Source organism: Phycisphaeraceae bacterium, from assembly GCA_040222855.1.
Lineage (GTDB): Bacteria > Planctomycetota > Phycisphaerae > Phycisphaerales > Phycisphaeraceae > Mucisphaera.
The window spans coordinates 565,041-578,840 of record JAVKCD010000025.1 but is presented as its reverse complement, the minus strand read 5'-3'; the positions used below and the strand labels follow the sequence as shown (position 1 = coordinate 578,840).

Genomic DNA, 13,800 nt, shown 5'->3' with positions numbered 1-13,800 from the left:
AGATCGCTCCGTGAATCCGGTGAGACGGGCTCAGCCGGCGAGAAGGTCGAGATAGGCGGTGGCGGCGGTGAGGACGGGGGGGACGACGATGGGGGAGAAGATCATCCAGGCGAAGATGAAGGCGAGTAGGGCGAAGCCTTGTTTAGAGGGGTCGGCGAAGAAATCGCGGTAGGGGCGGTTGTAGGTGGCGAGGATGTGGCTACCGTCGAGGGGTGGGATAGGAAGGAGATTGAAGAGCATCAACAGGAGATTGGCGGAGCCCATCACCCAGAGAAAGATTGTGGCATTTTCCGCGACCTGGTTATCGTCGACGAGGACGCCGAAGCGGCCGAGGATGCCAAGTAACGAGAGAGCGGCGATGGCTAGGATGAGGTTGGCCGCGGGTCCTGCGGCGGCGACGAGGGCTTCGGCGTGGCGTCCGCGGAGTCGAGAGGGGTCGATGGGCATTTGTCCCCAGGCAATACCGATGAACAGCATTGCGATGAGGGAGAATGGGCCCATGTGGACGATGGGGTTTCCGGTGAGGCGGCCGGCGTGGAGGGGGGTGTCGTCGCCCATGCGGACGGCGGCCCAGCCGTGGGCGAGTTCGTGGAGGGTGATGGAGATGACGATGGCTAACAACCAGCAGATGGCATAGAACTGGGTGGTAGGCTCGGTGAGCATCGTCATGCGATAGCCGAAGTGGGGTGGTAACTCGATCATCGGCCCATGTTAAGCGTATGCGAGGTTGGTGTGGTGCCGGTAGACTTCGGGGCATGCGCAGACTGATCGTGACATTGGACGGGCCGGCGGGATCGGGGAAGTCGACGGCTGCGTGGCTGCTGGCGGAGCGTTTGGGGCTGGAGATGCTGGATACGGGGGCGATGTATCGGGGTCTGACGGCGAAGGCGCTGGATCGGGGGATTGATATTGAGTCGGAGGGTCATGCGGTGGTGGAGTTGGCGCGGTCGATGAAGATTCGTTTTGATTGGGAGAGTCGTCCGCCTCGGCTGTGGATTGGTGATCGTGATCTGACGGATCGGTTGCGTGATACGGATGTGACGCAGTGGGTGTCGGATGTGTCGTCGATGCCGCCGGTTCGGCTGGTGATGGTTGAGGCGCAGCAGCGGATTGCGGCGGAGCACCCGCGGCTGGTGACGGAGGGGCGTGACCAGGGTTCGGTGGTGTTTCCGGATGCGGACGCGAAGTTTTATCTGGATGCGTCGCCGGTGGTTCGGGCGAAGCGTCGTGCGGATCAGTTGCGGGCGGCGGGGAAGCCGGTGGACCTGGATCAGATCCGTGAGGCGATTATTTTGCGGGACCGGAAAGATGCGAGTCGGAGCGATGGCCCGCTGATCTGTCCAGAGGATGCGGAGCGGATCGATACGTCGGGGATGTCGCTGGAGGATGTGGTTGAGTTGCTGGCGGGTCGGGTGCGGGCGATGGTGGGAGTTGAGGTCGGATGAGTGATGATGAGGCGGTGAAGCGGCGGATTGAGCGGAGCTGGCTGGAGTACCGGTGGTGGTTCTTTTTGAAGTCGCTGGTGTATGTGTGGTGTCTGGTGTTGTACCGGGTGAGGTTGTGGGGTGGCGGGAATCTTCCGCGGACGGGTCCGGTGCTGCTGGTGAGCAATCATCAGTCGTACATCGACCCGATGTTGATGTGCTTGGGGTGTCCGGGTCGGACGTATTGTTCGATGGCGCGGTCGACGCTTTGGCGGAAGGGGTGGCTGGCGTTTCTGCTTAACTCGGTGCACTCGCTGCCGGTGCGTCAGGGTGATGGGGATATGGCGGCGATGCGGGGGTTTATTGAGAGGCTCAAGGATGGGCAGATGCTGCTGGTATATCCAGAGGGGACGCGGACCGAGGATGGGGAGGTTCAGCCGTTTGAGTCGGGCTTGATGCTGCTGATTAAGCGGGCGAAGCCAGTGGTTGTGCCGGTGGCGGTGGAGGGTGCTTATGACATCTGGCCGAAGGGTCGGGGTTTTCCGCGGCTATCGGGGAGGCTGGGTTTGAGTCTTGGTGAGCCGATTGAGGCGGAGGCGTTGATTCCGTTGGGGGCTGAGGGTGCACTGGGTTTGCTGCGGGATCGGGTGGCTGAGCAGGTAGATGAGATGAGAGAGCGGTTTGATCGGTGGGGTTGAGGGGTTTGCGGGTTGGTGTTGTAGCGGGGAAGCTGTAGCGGATGGGACCTCTTGCGATTGCCCTGCTGTCGGGGCTGCTGCTGGTTGTGGCTTATGTGACGTATGGCCGATGGCTCGGTCGGCGTATTTTTGAGCTGGACGATCGTGCGGTGTGCCCGTCGCGGAAGCTGACGGATGGTGTGGACTATGTGCCGACGCCTACGAGCGTGGTTTTTGGTCATCACTTCACGTCGATCGCGGGGACGGGTCCGATTGTGGGTCCGGCGATTGCGGTGATGTGGGGTTGGGTGCCAGCGTTGGCGTGGGTGTTGATGGGGTCGATTTTTATTGGGGCGGTGCATGATTTCGGGTCGCTGGTGGTGTCTCTGCGGAATCGTGGTCAGACGGTGGGAGAGATTGCGGGTCGTGTGATTGCGCCGCGGGTGCGGGTGTTGTTTCTTGTTGTTTTGTTTATGGCGTTGACGATCGTGCTGGCGATTTTCGGGTTGGTGATCGCGGCGGTGTTTAGGACGTATCCGGGGGCGATTACGCCTTGTTTGTTGCAGGTCCCGTTGGCGGTGATGATCGGGTTGTGGATGCGTCGGGGTGGGACGAATCTGTTGCTGCCGTCGCTGGGTGTGCTGGTGCTGATGTATTTGTCGGTGATCTACGGAGATGTGGGTGTGCTGGCGGGGTTCAATCATCATCTGGCTGAGAAGAGCCCGATGTGGTGGGTGATTGCGTTGCTGCTTTATAGCGCGGTGGCGTCGGTGGTTCCGGTGTGGGTGTTGTTGCAGCCGAGGGACTACATCAACAGTCTGCAGTTGATCAGTGCGATGGGGTTGATTGTGCTGGGGTTGTTGGTGGCGGCGTTGATCGGCGGGGCTCCGTTGCCGGGGACGGGGGAGCGGGTGCCGTTGGAGGTGGTGGCACCGGCGTTTGAGTGGGCTCCTTCGGGGGCACCGGCGATGCTGCCGTTTTTGTTTATCACGATCGCGTGCGGAGCGATCAGCGGGTTTCACTGTCTGGTGAGTTCCGGGACGACGTCGAAGCAGCTCAAGAATGAGTCGGATGCGCAGTGTGTGGGTTATGGGGGGATGCTGACGGAGGGTTTTCTGGCGACGATCGTGATCCTGGCTTGTGTGGCGGGGTTGGGGCTTGGGATCACGAGTGCGAGTGGTGGTGTGTTGACGGGCTCGGAGGCGTGGGCGAGTCGGTATGACTCGTGGGGGACGGCGAACTCGCTGGCGCGGAAGATCAGCGGGTTTGTGGACGGCTCGGCGAATCTGTTGGAGGCGATTGGGATATCGGAGACGGTGGCGGTGGCGTTGATGGGCGTGCTGGTGGCGTCGTTCGCGGGGACGACGTTGGATACGGCGTGTCGTTTGCAGCGGTATGTGGTGCAGGAGCTGGCGGGGACGCTGTCGCGGGGCGGTGAAGCGAAAGGGTTGCGCAGAGGACCGGTGTGGGGGTTGCTGCGGAGTCGTTGGGGGGCGACGGGTTTGGCGGTGGTGGTGGCAGTGGTGATGGCGGCGATGCCGACGCCTGGGAGTGTCTGGAGTTGGGAGAATGCGGGCCGTGGAGGGTTGATTCTGTGGCCGATGTTCGGGGCGACGAATCAGTTGTTGGGCGGGTTGGCGTTTCTGGTGATCGCGTTTTATTTGAGGCGCAAGGGCAAGCCGGTGTGGTTTTTGATTGCTCCGATGGTGTTCATGTTGGTGATTCCGGCGTGGGCGATGGTGGCCCAGTTGGGGGATTGGTGGGTGGCGGAGCGGCCGAACTGGGTTTTGATCGGTGTGGCGGTGGCGACGTTGGCGCTGGAGGTGTGGATGGTGGCGGAGGCGGCGGTGGTGTGGCGTAAGGTGCGGCCTGGGGGGGCGTTTACGGGGGTTGGTGCGGGGATTTGAGGATGGGTTGGTGCGTGGGTCGCTGTGGGCCTAAACTGTTGGGCTTATGGGATTTCCGAAGCGATTGCTGTTGGTTTTGGTGGTGCTTTGTCCGGTGCTGGGCGGTTGTCTAGCGCCTCGGCCGGGGGTTGAGGTGGTGCGGGTGGATGTGATCGACGAGAGTTCTGAGGGTGTGTCGTTTCGGGTGCTGGTGGCGATGGAGAACCCATGGGATGAGCCGGTGGCGATCGGGACGGCATCGCTGACGGTGAGTGTGGAGGGTGTGTCGCGTTTTTCGGATACGGATGTTCCGCCTGTGAGTCTTCCGGCGGGTGGTGTTCAGACGATCGAGTTGCGGGCGGCGTTGCCGGGGTCGCTGGCGTCGTTGGCGGGTCGAGCGATGACGGCGCGGGGTGAGATCACGTACACCCCGCCTGGGGATCTTCGGGTGATCCTGACGGAGACGGGTGTCCCGCTTCCGCGGGCTGATTTTTCGTGGTCGGGGGAGGTTCCTGTGGCGAAAGCTGCGGATCGTTGAGGGTTTGTGATGCTCAGTGAGTTCTTTGAAGAACGGCGGTATCTCATTCCCTTCCGGGCGACGTTGTTGCCGCAGATTTTTACGGATGTGCTGGTGATCGGGTCGGGTGTGGCGGGGATGTCGGCGGCGTTGTCGGCGGCGGGTGGGAAGGGGGGTGGTGCGGATGTGATTGTTGCGTGCAAGGGTCCGTGGCATCGGACGAGTACGGCGTGGGCTCAGGGTGGGATTTCGGCGGTGCTGGGTGAGGATGATTCGGTTGAGGCGCATGTCGAGGACACGATGCTGGCGGGTGGGGATCTGTGTGAGTCGGGGGTGGTGCGTGACATTATTGGTGAGAGTGCGGAGCAGATTCATCGGTTGGTTGAGATGGGGATGAAGCTCGATGGTGAGGAGGGGGCGCGGCTGCCTAGTCTGGGGCGTGAGGGTGGGCATCGGGTGCCGCGGATCGTTCATGCGGATGGTGATGCGACGGGCAAGGTGCTGGCAGCGACGCTCTATCGGGGGCTGATGTCAACGGCAGGGGTCCGGTTGTTTGAGAACTGCTTTGTGCTGGACCTGATTACACGGGAAGGGCAGCCGTCGAGTTGTCTGGGGGCGATCACTTATCACCCGAAGCACGGGCTGCAGGTGATCTGGGCGCACACGACGATTCTGGCGACGGGTGGGTGCGGGCAGGTGTTTCGTGAGTCGACGAATCCGGAGGTGGCGACGGGGGATGGTCTGGCGATGGCGTATCGGGCGGGTGCGGAGATGGCGGATCTGGCGTTTATCCAGTTTCATCCGACGACGCTTTACATTGCGGGGGCTTCGCGGTCGCTGATCACCGAGGCGGTGCGGGGTGAGGGGGCTTATCTGACGGATCGGACGGGGCATCGGTTCATGCCGGACTACGACGAGCGGGCGGAGCTGGCTCCCCGTGATGTGGTGAGCCGGTCGATCGTCGCGCAGATGGCGAAGACGGGGCATACGAACGTGTATCTGGATGTGCGTCATTTTGAGAAGGGGCGTTTTGCGGCGCGGTTCCCTGGGATTGATCGGCGGTTGCGCGAGTTTGGGATCGATCCGACGGAGCAGCCGATCCCGATCCAGCCGGCGGCGCATTACATGGTGGGCGGGGTGCTGGCGGACACGCACGGGCGGACGAACATCGAGAGTTTCTTATGCGTCGGCGAGGCGGCGGCGACGGGGTTCCATGGCGCGAATCGGTTGGCGTCGAATAGTCTTCTGGAGGGGTTGGTGTGTGGGTCGCGGGCGGGGGTGTTGGCGCGGGAGCGGGCTGCGGGGTTGTCGGGGCATACGCCTATGAAGGTGATCTCGGATATCCGGCCTTCAGATCGTTCGGAGTTGGACTTGTCAGACGTGCGGTCGTCGCTACGGAGCGTGATGTGGCGTCATGTGGGGATTGAGCGGGCGGGCGAGCGGCTATGTGAAGTAGAGGGGATGATTGATTTCTGGGCGCGGTATACGATGGACAAGATCTTTGACGACGTGGCGGGGTGGGAGGCGCAGAACATGCTGACGGCGGGTGGGATGATCACGCGGTCGGCGTTGTGGCGTGAGGAAAGTCGTGGGACTCATTTTCGGCTGGATCATCCGGAGCCACGGCCGGCGTTTCGGGTACGGGATGTGTGGATGCGTGGGCATGAGTCGGCGAGGAAGCTGGAGCTGGCGGAAGCGGGGGTGGCGCGATGAGCATGGCGTATCGGTATGGCGTTTACATGGCGGACACGGCGCGGGTGCTGGGGGATGTGCGCATCGGGAAGGATGTGACGTTCTGGTACGGGGCGGCGGTGCGCGGGGATGTGGCGCCGATCGCGATCGGGGATCGGACGAACGTGCAGGACAACGCGGTGATCCACTGCGATTCGGGGATGCCGAACGTCATCGGGTCGGACGTGGTGATCGGTCATGCGGCGGTGGTGCATGGGGCTGAGGTGGGGGATGGGTCGTTGATTGGGATGTCGGCGACGGTGCTGGGGCAGTCGAAGATCGGGAAGGGGTGTCTGATTGCGGCGGGGGCGGTGGTGCGGCCGGGGATGGAGGTGCCGGACGGGATGGTGGTGATGGGGCTGCCTGGGAAGGTGGTGCGGGAGACGACGGAGAACGAGAAGAAGTACATGGCGTGGCTGGCGGCGCACTATGTGGAGCTGGCGAAGCTGCATGTGGGCGAGCCGGGGCATGCTCGGATTCGTGCGTGGGATGGGAATGCGCCGGAGGGTGTTGAGGTGGAGCATCCGGCGCCTCCGCCGTTGTATGGTTGAGGGTTGTTTGTGGTGTTGTGTGATGATCCAGAGTGATTGGACGCGAGCACCCCGGGCTTGCGCCCGGGGCTCGTGAAGGCAGAAGAAAGGCGGCGATTGGGTGATTTTATTTCCGGCGATTGACATGCGAGGGGGGAAGGTAGTTCGGCTGTATCAGGGTGATTACGGTAGGCAGACGACTTACGGGGAGGATCCGCTGAGTCAGGCGCGGGCGTTTGAGGAGGCGGGTGCTGAGTGGGTGCACCTGGTGGACCTGGATGGGGCGCGGACGGGGAAGATGGAGCACCTGCGGTTTATCGAGTCGATTTGTAAGGAGACGTCGTTGAAGGTGGAGGTTGGTGGCGGGGTGCGGAAGGAGGTGTCGATTGATTTGCTGTTGCGTGCGGGGGTGAAGCGGGTGGTGTTAGGGACGGCGGCTTTGAAGAACTGGTCGTGGTTCGAGGGGTTGATGGGGAATCCGACGTATCGGGGTCGGCTGGTGCTGGGGCTGGATGCGAAGGCGGGGAAGGTCGCGGTCGATGGGTGGGAGCAGACGACGGAGACGACGGCGGTGGAGCTGGCCCGGAGGGTGTCGGACTGGCCGCTGGCGGCGATCGTGTATACAGACATTGCGACGGACGGGACGCTGGAGGGTCCGAGTCTGGAGACGACTCGTGAGGTGGCGGAATCGACGCTGGTGCCGGTGGTGGCGAGCGGGGGGGTGGGTACGCTCAAGGACTTGAGGGCGATCCGGAAGCTGCCAGTGGAGGGGGCGATCATCGGGCGGTCGTTGTATGAGGGGCGGTTTACGTTGGAGGAGGCGTTGGGGGTGTTTGAGGGTGAGTGAGCTTGCGGCACACGTTGCTTCGCAAAGTGTGGCACCCAGACCTAAGGAGTGTTGACGATGGTGAAGACAGGATCGGATGAGGGTTCCGAAAATCCGTTGCAGGGTTATTTTGAGTGGCAGGTGACGACGCTCTTGCTGGCGTATGACCTGGCGGACCCGGTTGAGCGTGGGGACACCGAGGCGGCGGAGCGTCGTCGCCGGCGGGTTGAGGAGGAGGTGTCGGCGTTGTCGCTGGGGGTGATCCCGGAGCGATATCGGAACGATCCGGAGTTGAACTGGCCGCCTGAAGTGATGATGACGATCACGAAGGCGACCTTGCTACGGACGTTTGAGGTTGCTGGGGGTGTGCTGGAGGCGGAGTTTCCGGAGTGAGGCTGTGGGTTTGAGTTAAGAAGCACCCACCGACCGGTTAGGGCGGGTGGGTGTGAGGTTTGGTTGATTACTCGGCGGGTGGCATAAGGACCTGGTCGATGACGTGGATGACGCCGTTGGAGGCCTCGATGTCGGTGGCGAGGATGTCGATGCCATTGACCTGAGCGTGGTTGTGGTCGCCATGGGTCACCAGGGCGAAGGTGAGTGATCCGCCTTGGACGGTCTTGGCCTTTTTGGCCTTGAGGGCGTCTTCGGCTTTCACGGCTCCGGGGATGACGTGGTAGGTGAGGATGGCGACGAGCTTGTCCTTGTTCTCGGGTTTGAGGAGTGTCTCGACAGTGCCTTCGGGGAGTTTGGCGAAGGCGGCGTCGTTGGGTGCCATGACAGTGAAGGGGCCTTCACCCTTGAGTACGTCGACGAGGTCGGCGGCTTTGACGGCGGCGACCAGGGTCTTGAACTGACCGGTGGAGACGGCGACATCAACGATGTCGGGTTTTTTCTTTTCCGCATCTTTGTGGTGGTTGGCCACGGCGAGGGCTGAGCAGAGGGTAAGGGCGGCGATGGCGGGGATGAGGAGTGATCTAAAGGCTGTGAATTGCATGAGAGGTCCTTTCAGGGGTGTTTCTCGGTACCCGAGGGCAGGATTCCTCTCCGCGCCCTTGGGTACGTAAAACACTAGGCGTGCTGCGCGGGTGAGGCAGGGATCGATGGGATGGCACTAGGGTTCTCCCCATCTGGCAGCGGATGGGTTCACCGGGTAATCTATTCTAGAGAAAAGCTTTATAAGCCAAGAGTGAGCAGCACTCGAGGTGAGAGGAAACCAGATGTTTGATGTCAGTCGCTGTTGCGTGGGTCTGTTGGCGGTGGGGATAGGGTCGGTTTCTGTGCAGGCTGCGACAGTGGGGGGAACGGCGAGCGTTGGCGATTTCTCGCCCAGTGCAACCGCTGCGGCAGGAGCTTTCGGAGAGAACGATGCGCAGGGGGGTGGTTCGGTCGGCGAGACGCGATTGAACGGCGATGTTTTTGGTTTGGTGGATGGTTCGATCGTGTGGGACTATGTGGGGACGACCAACGAGAACCAGTCATCAGGCCCGTTTGGCAACTTTGGTGTTGATGTGAACGATGGGACTCTGACTTTTAATCTTGCTCAGGACGGCCCGTTTGTTGTTTCGCTGAAGTCGGCCACCTTCACGAGCTACTACTTTTTCGATGCCTCATTCACCGGTGTGACATCGTTAGACTTTTTGACAGTTGGTACGGCGAAGAACAACGCTTCGAGCGCTAATGGCAAGGGTTTATCTCACGCCTCGTTGTATGTCCCTGCGAGCGTTTCCGATCCAGGCCCAACGCCTGGTGCGGTGCCGACGCCTGGGGCGTTTGGTGCGGGGTTGGTGCTGCTGGGGCTGGGGGCGATGCGGCGGCGGTGAGGGGTTGAGTCAGGTAGAGTCTTGTGCAACCCGTGGCTTTGGCGCAGGTGGACTTGCAGTCATGAGGGGCGATGCCGCAGCGATATAGGAACGGTCCGGAGTTGAACTGGCCGTCTGAGGTGATGACGATCACGAAGGCGATGCTGCTGCGGGTATTTGAGGTGTCGGGGCCGGTGATGGAGGGGAAGTTGGAGGGGTGAGGGGCCGGTCACTGCATCAGCGAGGCTGTAATGAGTGACATGCCAGTTATGGCTGAAGCAAGAAAGAATCCGATCGCTTTCGTTTGTGCTTCTGGTGATTTGTTTCTTAGGTAAACATCCAGCATCAGATACATGCAGAGAGCGATGCACATGATACCGCCTCCGAGCAGACGGCCAGAGAGACCCTCGAATGTGTAGATGATTGTTTCATCTTTCGTCTGCGGGAAATAGCCAATCCCGCTGTCATGAAGCTGTTCTTTCAGTCGATCCATATCTCTGTTACCCAGCCCCGATGTATTCGGTAGGTAGATGAGCCCGGTGATCACGCCGAAGAGTCCGTAGCAAGCAACTAGCAGCGGCACGAACAAGCCAAAGAATGGATCGGGTTTATCGGGTAGTGAGACGTTTAAGCCTCTACCTCTACGACGTTCATTGGCGTTCATTGTGATCCATGCCATCGTCCTAACGCCATGACCGGGAAGTAGAGTCGGTAGAGGTGGTATCGGAGGTAGAAGACGCGGGGGAAGCCGGTGCCGGTGTATTCGGTTTCGAGCCAGTCGCCGTCGGGTTGTTGGGTGCTGATGAGCCATTGGGCGGCGGCGGTGACGGCGGGGTCGTTGGGTCCGTAGATGGCCTGGAGGGTCATCATGGCCCAGGCGGTCTGGGAGGCGGTAGTGGGGCCCTGGCCTTTGAGGGAGGGGTCTTCGTAGGAGTCGGCGGACTCGCCGAAGGCGCCGTCGGGTTGTTGGACGGACTTGAGCCATTCGCCGGCGCGGAGGATCCAGGGCTGAGTCATGTCGTAGCCGAGGCGGTCGAGCCCGCCGATGGATTGCCATGTGCCGTAGATGTAGTTGACGCCCCAGCGGCCGAAGAAGGGGCCTTCGGGGTCCTGGTGTGACTGGATGAAGGTGATGGCGCGTTGGACGGCGGGGTGGTCGGCGGTGAAGCCGTGGTGGCCGAGGCATTCGAGGACGCGGCCGGTGATGTCGGGGCAGGAGGGGTCCTGCATGGCGTTGTGGTCGGCGAAAGGGACGTATTCGAGGATGGATCGTCCGGCGGCGTTCTTGTCGAAGGCGGCCCATCCGCCATCGGGGTTCTGCATGGCGAGGACCCAGTCGACGCCGCGCTGGCCGGCGGCGATGGCGTCGGGGTGGCCGGTGCGATGGAGGGCCATAGCGACCATGACGGTGTCGTCACAGTCGGGGTACCAGGCGTTTTCGTACTCGAAGAACCAGCCAGCGGCGGGGATGTCATCGGGGAGGTTGTTGGCCCAGTCGCCTTTGATCTTGACTTCTTTGTTGATGAGCCAGTCGGCGGCGCGGTTCATGGCGGGGTGGGTGTGGTCGAGTCCGGCGTCGGTGAGGGCGTAGGCGGCGATGCCGGTGTCCCAGACTGGCGAGAAGCAGGGCTGGAGGTGGATGTCGCCCGTATCGGGGTCTTTGAGCATGAAGCGGTCGAGTTGGCGTCGGGCCTCGACGAGGACGGGGTGGTCTTCGGGGTAGCCGAGGCAGAGCTGGAAGGCGACCTGGAGGTAGACCATGGGCGGGAAGATGGCGCCGAGGCCATCGGATTGGTTGAGTCGGGTGAGGACCCATTGTTCCATGGCGCGGATCGCGCCGGGCCGCCATGGTGTTCCGCCTAGGCGATCGACGAGTTTGAGGGCTTTGTCGATGAAGGAGAAGGCGGGTGTCCAGAAGGGGTGAGGGTCGAGGACGGTGGGGAGAAGGCGGGCGCGGTTTTTTTCGGAGAGAAAGAGTTCGTCGATGCCGAGGTCATCGGGGAGTTGGCGAGCGGGGCGGTGGGTGACGACGAGGGAGAGGGTGATGATCATCGCCCGGGTCCAGGAGGCGATTTTGTCGAGGTGGAAGTAGAACCACTTGGGGAGTCGGATGATTTCGGGCGGTATCGAGGGGATGGCGGAGTAGGGGACCTGTCCGAGGCAGGCGAGGTAGAACTTGGAGAAGGTGTTGGCGCGTTCGGCTCCGCCGGCGGCGAGTACGGCTTCGCGGGCGCGGCGCATGTGGGGGGCACGGACGTCGTCGCCGGCGAGCTTGAGGCAGAAGTAGCCTTTGACGGTGGCGGAGAGGTCCATGCGGGAGCCGGGGTACTGGCCCCAGGTGCCATCGGGTCGTTGTTGTTTGCGGAGGTAGGCGGTGATGTGGGGGAGCCGGGGGTCGTCTTCCTGCCCGAGGATCCACTTCATGAGGATGTACTCGGACTGGAGGATGGAGTCGCCTTCGAGCTCGGCGCACCAGTGGCCGTCGGCGTGCTGGAGGGAGAGGAGTTTGGCGATGGCGGCGTCGAGGCCGGAGCGGACTCGGGTGCGGAGTTCGCCAGCGTTGGCTAGTGACTTGGTGTGGGCGAGTGCCTCGGAGAGGGCGCTGTCCATCGGGTCTCCTAGTGTGGGTCTTAGGGTTCAGCGCCTGTGTGGGGGCTTAATCGTAGATTTTAGGGTATCGGGGTGGGCGGGAAAGAAAAAGCGCGGCCTTTGATGGCCGCGCTTCGGAGATCGATAGGTTATCGGACGTATTGCGGTGGCTTAGCGGCGACGGAGGAGGGTGAGTCCGCCGAGGGCCAGGAGGCTTAGGGAAGCGGGCTCGGGGATTCCGCCGCCGTCGGCGATGCGGATGTCTTCGAGGGCCTGGCGGGAGAGGACTTCGTCCCAGACGCGGACGTTGTCCTGATAGCCGTTAAGCGAGACGTCGGCGGTAGGGGCTGCGGAGGTGAAGCCGATGCCAAACTCGGTGGCGGCTGCGCCGTCTGAGGCGACGGGGCCGAGGTTGGGGAGCAGAGTCGAACCGGCGACGACAAGGGGTGTGTTCTGCCCGCCGACGTAGAAGACCATGACGGGATTCGCGCCCGAGGTGTTGGCGGTGACGGCGAGGAAGACCCATTTGTCTTCGGCGTCGATGTCAACAAGGTCCTGGAAGCCAGCGCCGAAGGCAGAGTCTCCGCCGACGAAGAGCGCGGTGCGGACGTTGTCAGCGGCGCGGACGCCAGCGTTAGGGTTGTTGAGGTTCCATGACGGGCCGGGGAAGGTTCCGCCGCCTTGCTCGGAGATGAGGCGGACATTGCCGGAGCCGCCCTGGGCTGAGTTGAGGTCCTGGATGTTGATCCAGGTGGAGAGTGTGAAGGTGGTGAGGCCGTCGATGATGTCGAGGTCGCCAGCGGAGACGGTGCTGGTCGAGCCGGGTGCGCTAAGGTCAGCGGCGAAGCCGGAGCCAGAGGGTGTGTTGGCGGTGCGGGTCGTGGTTGCACCGAGGGTTCCATCGCCAGCGGCACCGAGGCTGCCGGAGTTGATGGCGGGTCCGCCGGTTTCGTCGAAGGTCCACTCCAGCAACAGGGCTGCCGGGGCGTTGGCGACGAGGGTCAGGGTGGTGGCCGCTGCGAGCGCGGTGGTGAGGGTGCGTCGGGTTGACATGATTACTTTCTCCTAGTGGACTGTCGTTGATGAGCTTGCAGAATATGTCAGCATAACTCCTCGAACAGGCTGGCGATAGCGTTTCGTGTTTTTTTTGAGGTCTCGGGCTGTCAAGATAGGTGGATTGGGGCGTTATATGGCAGATTTCATTGTTGTTTTTTAAGCTGGGTGGTATGAAGTTGACTCAGGTCATCAAGGAGGCTCGCTCCTGTAGGGAATGTGCGACGTACCTTCCTGAGGGTCCGCGACCGCTGTTTCAGGTCTCGTCGGCGTCCCGGCTGGTGATCATTGGGCAGGCACCCGGGGCGGTGGCTCATGAGTCGGGTGTGCCCTGGGATGATGCGAGTGGGAGGCGGCTGAGGGACTGGCTGGGGGTGACGGATGAAGTGTTTTATGAGGCCAAGCAGGTAGCCCTGATGCCGATGGGGTTTTGCTACCCGGGTAAGGGCGGGTCAGGAGACCTTGCTCCGAGGCAGGAGTGTGCGCCGCTTTGGCACCCGGGGATGCTATCGGGGATGAAGAAGTTACGACTTACGCTGCTGATCGGGAGATATGCGATGGAGCGGTATTTATCCGGGCGTTACAGGGCGATCACTGAAGCGGTCGCGGATTATGAGGCGTTGCTGCCAGACCGATTGGTGCTGCCGCATCCTTCGCCGAGAAACAATATCTGGCTGAAGAAGAACTCGTGGTTCGAGAAGAAGCTGGTGCCCAGGCTCAGGACCACGATTGCCAAAGCACTGGCGTGATATCACAAGGAGGACTTGT

At 62.1% G+C, this 13,800-nt stretch carries 16 protein-coding genes; 11 read left to right on the top strand and 5 right to left on the bottom strand.

Features of this window, described 5'->3' with window-relative positions; all coding sequences use genetic code 11:
- Positions 1-30: 30 nt before the first annotated feature.
- Positions 31-702, bottom strand: a complete 672-nt coding sequence (locus tag RIG82_12265; GenBank protein ID MEQ9461715.1) for a site-2 protease family protein — start codon at positions 700-702, stop codon at positions 31-33.
- A gap of 53 nt (positions 703-755) precedes the next feature.
- Between RIG82_12265 and cmk the strand changes: the two genes are divergently transcribed.
- The 8 genes from cmk (at position 756) to RIG82_12225 (ending at position 7,984) form a co-directional block, all read left to right on the top strand.
- On the top strand, positions 756-1,445 hold the full coding sequence (gene cmk / locus RIG82_12260) for a (d)CMP kinase (protein MEQ9461714.1): 690 nt from the start codon (positions 756-758) through the stop codon (positions 1,443-1,445).
- Positions 1,442-2,122 (top strand): lysophospholipid acyltransferase family protein, encoded by a 681-nt coding sequence (locus tag RIG82_12255; protein ID MEQ9461713.1) that lies wholly within the window; start codon positions 1,442-1,444, stop codon positions 2,120-2,122. The genes cmk and RIG82_12255 overlap by 4 nt, the downstream gene beginning before the upstream one ends.
- A gap of 41 nt (positions 2,123-2,163) precedes the next feature.
- Complete coding sequence (locus RIG82_12250) at positions 2,164-4,008, top strand: carbon starvation protein A (GenBank protein MEQ9461712.1); 1,845 nt, start codon at positions 2,164-2,166, stop codon at positions 4,006-4,008.
- A gap of 46 nt (positions 4,009-4,054) precedes the next feature.
- Positions 4,055-4,525, top strand: coding sequence for an LEA type 2 family protein (locus RIG82_12245; GenBank protein MEQ9461711.1), 471 nt, complete (start codon positions 4,055-4,057; stop codon positions 4,523-4,525).
- 9 nt (positions 4,526-4,534) lie between these two features.
- Positions 4,535-6,217 carry an L-aspartate oxidase gene (nadB, locus tag RIG82_12240; protein MEQ9461710.1) on the top strand — a complete coding sequence of 561 codons (1,683 nt, stop codon included), beginning with the start codon at positions 4,535-4,537 and terminating at the stop codon, positions 6,215-6,217.
- Positions 6,214-6,786: a gamma carbonic anhydrase family protein gene (locus RIG82_12235; GenBank protein MEQ9461709.1), complete on the top strand. Its 573-nt coding sequence runs from the start codon at positions 6,214-6,216 to the stop codon at positions 6,784-6,786. The genes nadB and RIG82_12235 overlap by 4 nt, the downstream gene beginning before the upstream one ends.
- Positions 6,787-6,886: 100 nt before the next feature.
- Entirely contained in the window at positions 6,887-7,612 is a 726-nt protein-coding gene (gene hisA / locus RIG82_12230) for a 1-(5-phosphoribosyl)-5-[(5-phosphoribosylamino)methylideneamino]imidazole-4-carboxamide isomerase (protein MEQ9461708.1), read from the top strand.
- Positions 7,613-7,669: 57 nt separating this feature from the next.
- The gene (locus RIG82_12225) at positions 7,670-7,984 is read left to right on the top strand and encodes a hypothetical protein (protein ID MEQ9461707.1); all 315 of its coding nucleotides are present in this window, start codon (positions 7,670-7,672) and stop codon (positions 7,982-7,984) included.
- Positions 7,985-8,051: 67 nt separating this feature from the next.
- Here the strand turns inward: RIG82_12225 and RIG82_12220 are convergent, their stop codons facing one another.
- Positions 8,052-8,585 (bottom strand): fasciclin domain-containing protein, encoded by a 534-nt coding sequence (locus RIG82_12220; protein ID MEQ9461706.1) that lies wholly within the window; start codon positions 8,583-8,585, stop codon positions 8,052-8,054.
- Positions 8,586-8,868: 283 nt separating this feature from the next.
- Between RIG82_12220 and RIG82_12215 the strand changes: the two genes are divergently transcribed.
- A complete protein-coding gene (locus RIG82_12215; GenBank protein MEQ9461705.1) occupies positions 8,869-9,411 on the top strand; it encodes a hypothetical protein in 543 nt (180 codons plus the stop codon).
- Between the two features lie 71 nt (positions 9,412-9,482).
- Complete coding sequence (locus tag RIG82_12210) at positions 9,483-9,611, top strand: hypothetical protein (GenBank protein ID MEQ9461704.1); 129 nt, start codon at positions 9,483-9,485, stop codon at positions 9,609-9,611.
- 8 nt (positions 9,612-9,619) lie between these two features.
- On the opposite strand, the gene RIG82_12205 is transcribed toward RIG82_12210, so the two are convergent.
- The 3 genes from RIG82_12205 to RIG82_12195 form a co-directional block, all read right to left on the bottom strand.
- Positions 9,620-10,069 carry a hypothetical protein gene (locus RIG82_12205; protein ID MEQ9461703.1) on the bottom strand — a complete coding sequence of 150 codons (450 nt, stop codon included), beginning with the start codon at positions 10,067-10,069 and terminating at the stop codon, positions 9,620-9,622.
- The gene (gene shc, locus RIG82_12200; GenBank protein ID MEQ9461702.1) at positions 10,051-12,000 is read right to left on the bottom strand and encodes a squalene--hopene cyclase; all 1,950 of its coding nucleotides are present in this window, start codon (positions 11,998-12,000) and stop codon (positions 10,051-10,053) included. Before shc ends, RIG82_12205 begins: the two co-directional genes overlap by 19 nt.
- 150 nt (positions 12,001-12,150) lie before the next feature.
- Positions 12,151-13,032 (bottom strand): LamG-like jellyroll fold domain-containing protein, encoded by an 882-nt coding sequence (locus RIG82_12195; protein ID MEQ9461701.1) that lies wholly within the window; start codon positions 13,030-13,032, stop codon positions 12,151-12,153.
- A gap of 173 nt (positions 13,033-13,205) precedes the next feature.
- Here RIG82_12195 and RIG82_12190 point away from each other — a divergent pair, with 173 nt between their 5' ends.
- Entirely contained in the window at positions 13,206-13,781 is a 576-nt protein-coding gene (locus RIG82_12190; protein MEQ9461700.1) for a uracil-DNA glycosylase family protein, read from the top strand.
- Positions 13,782-13,800: the final 19 nt, after the last annotated feature.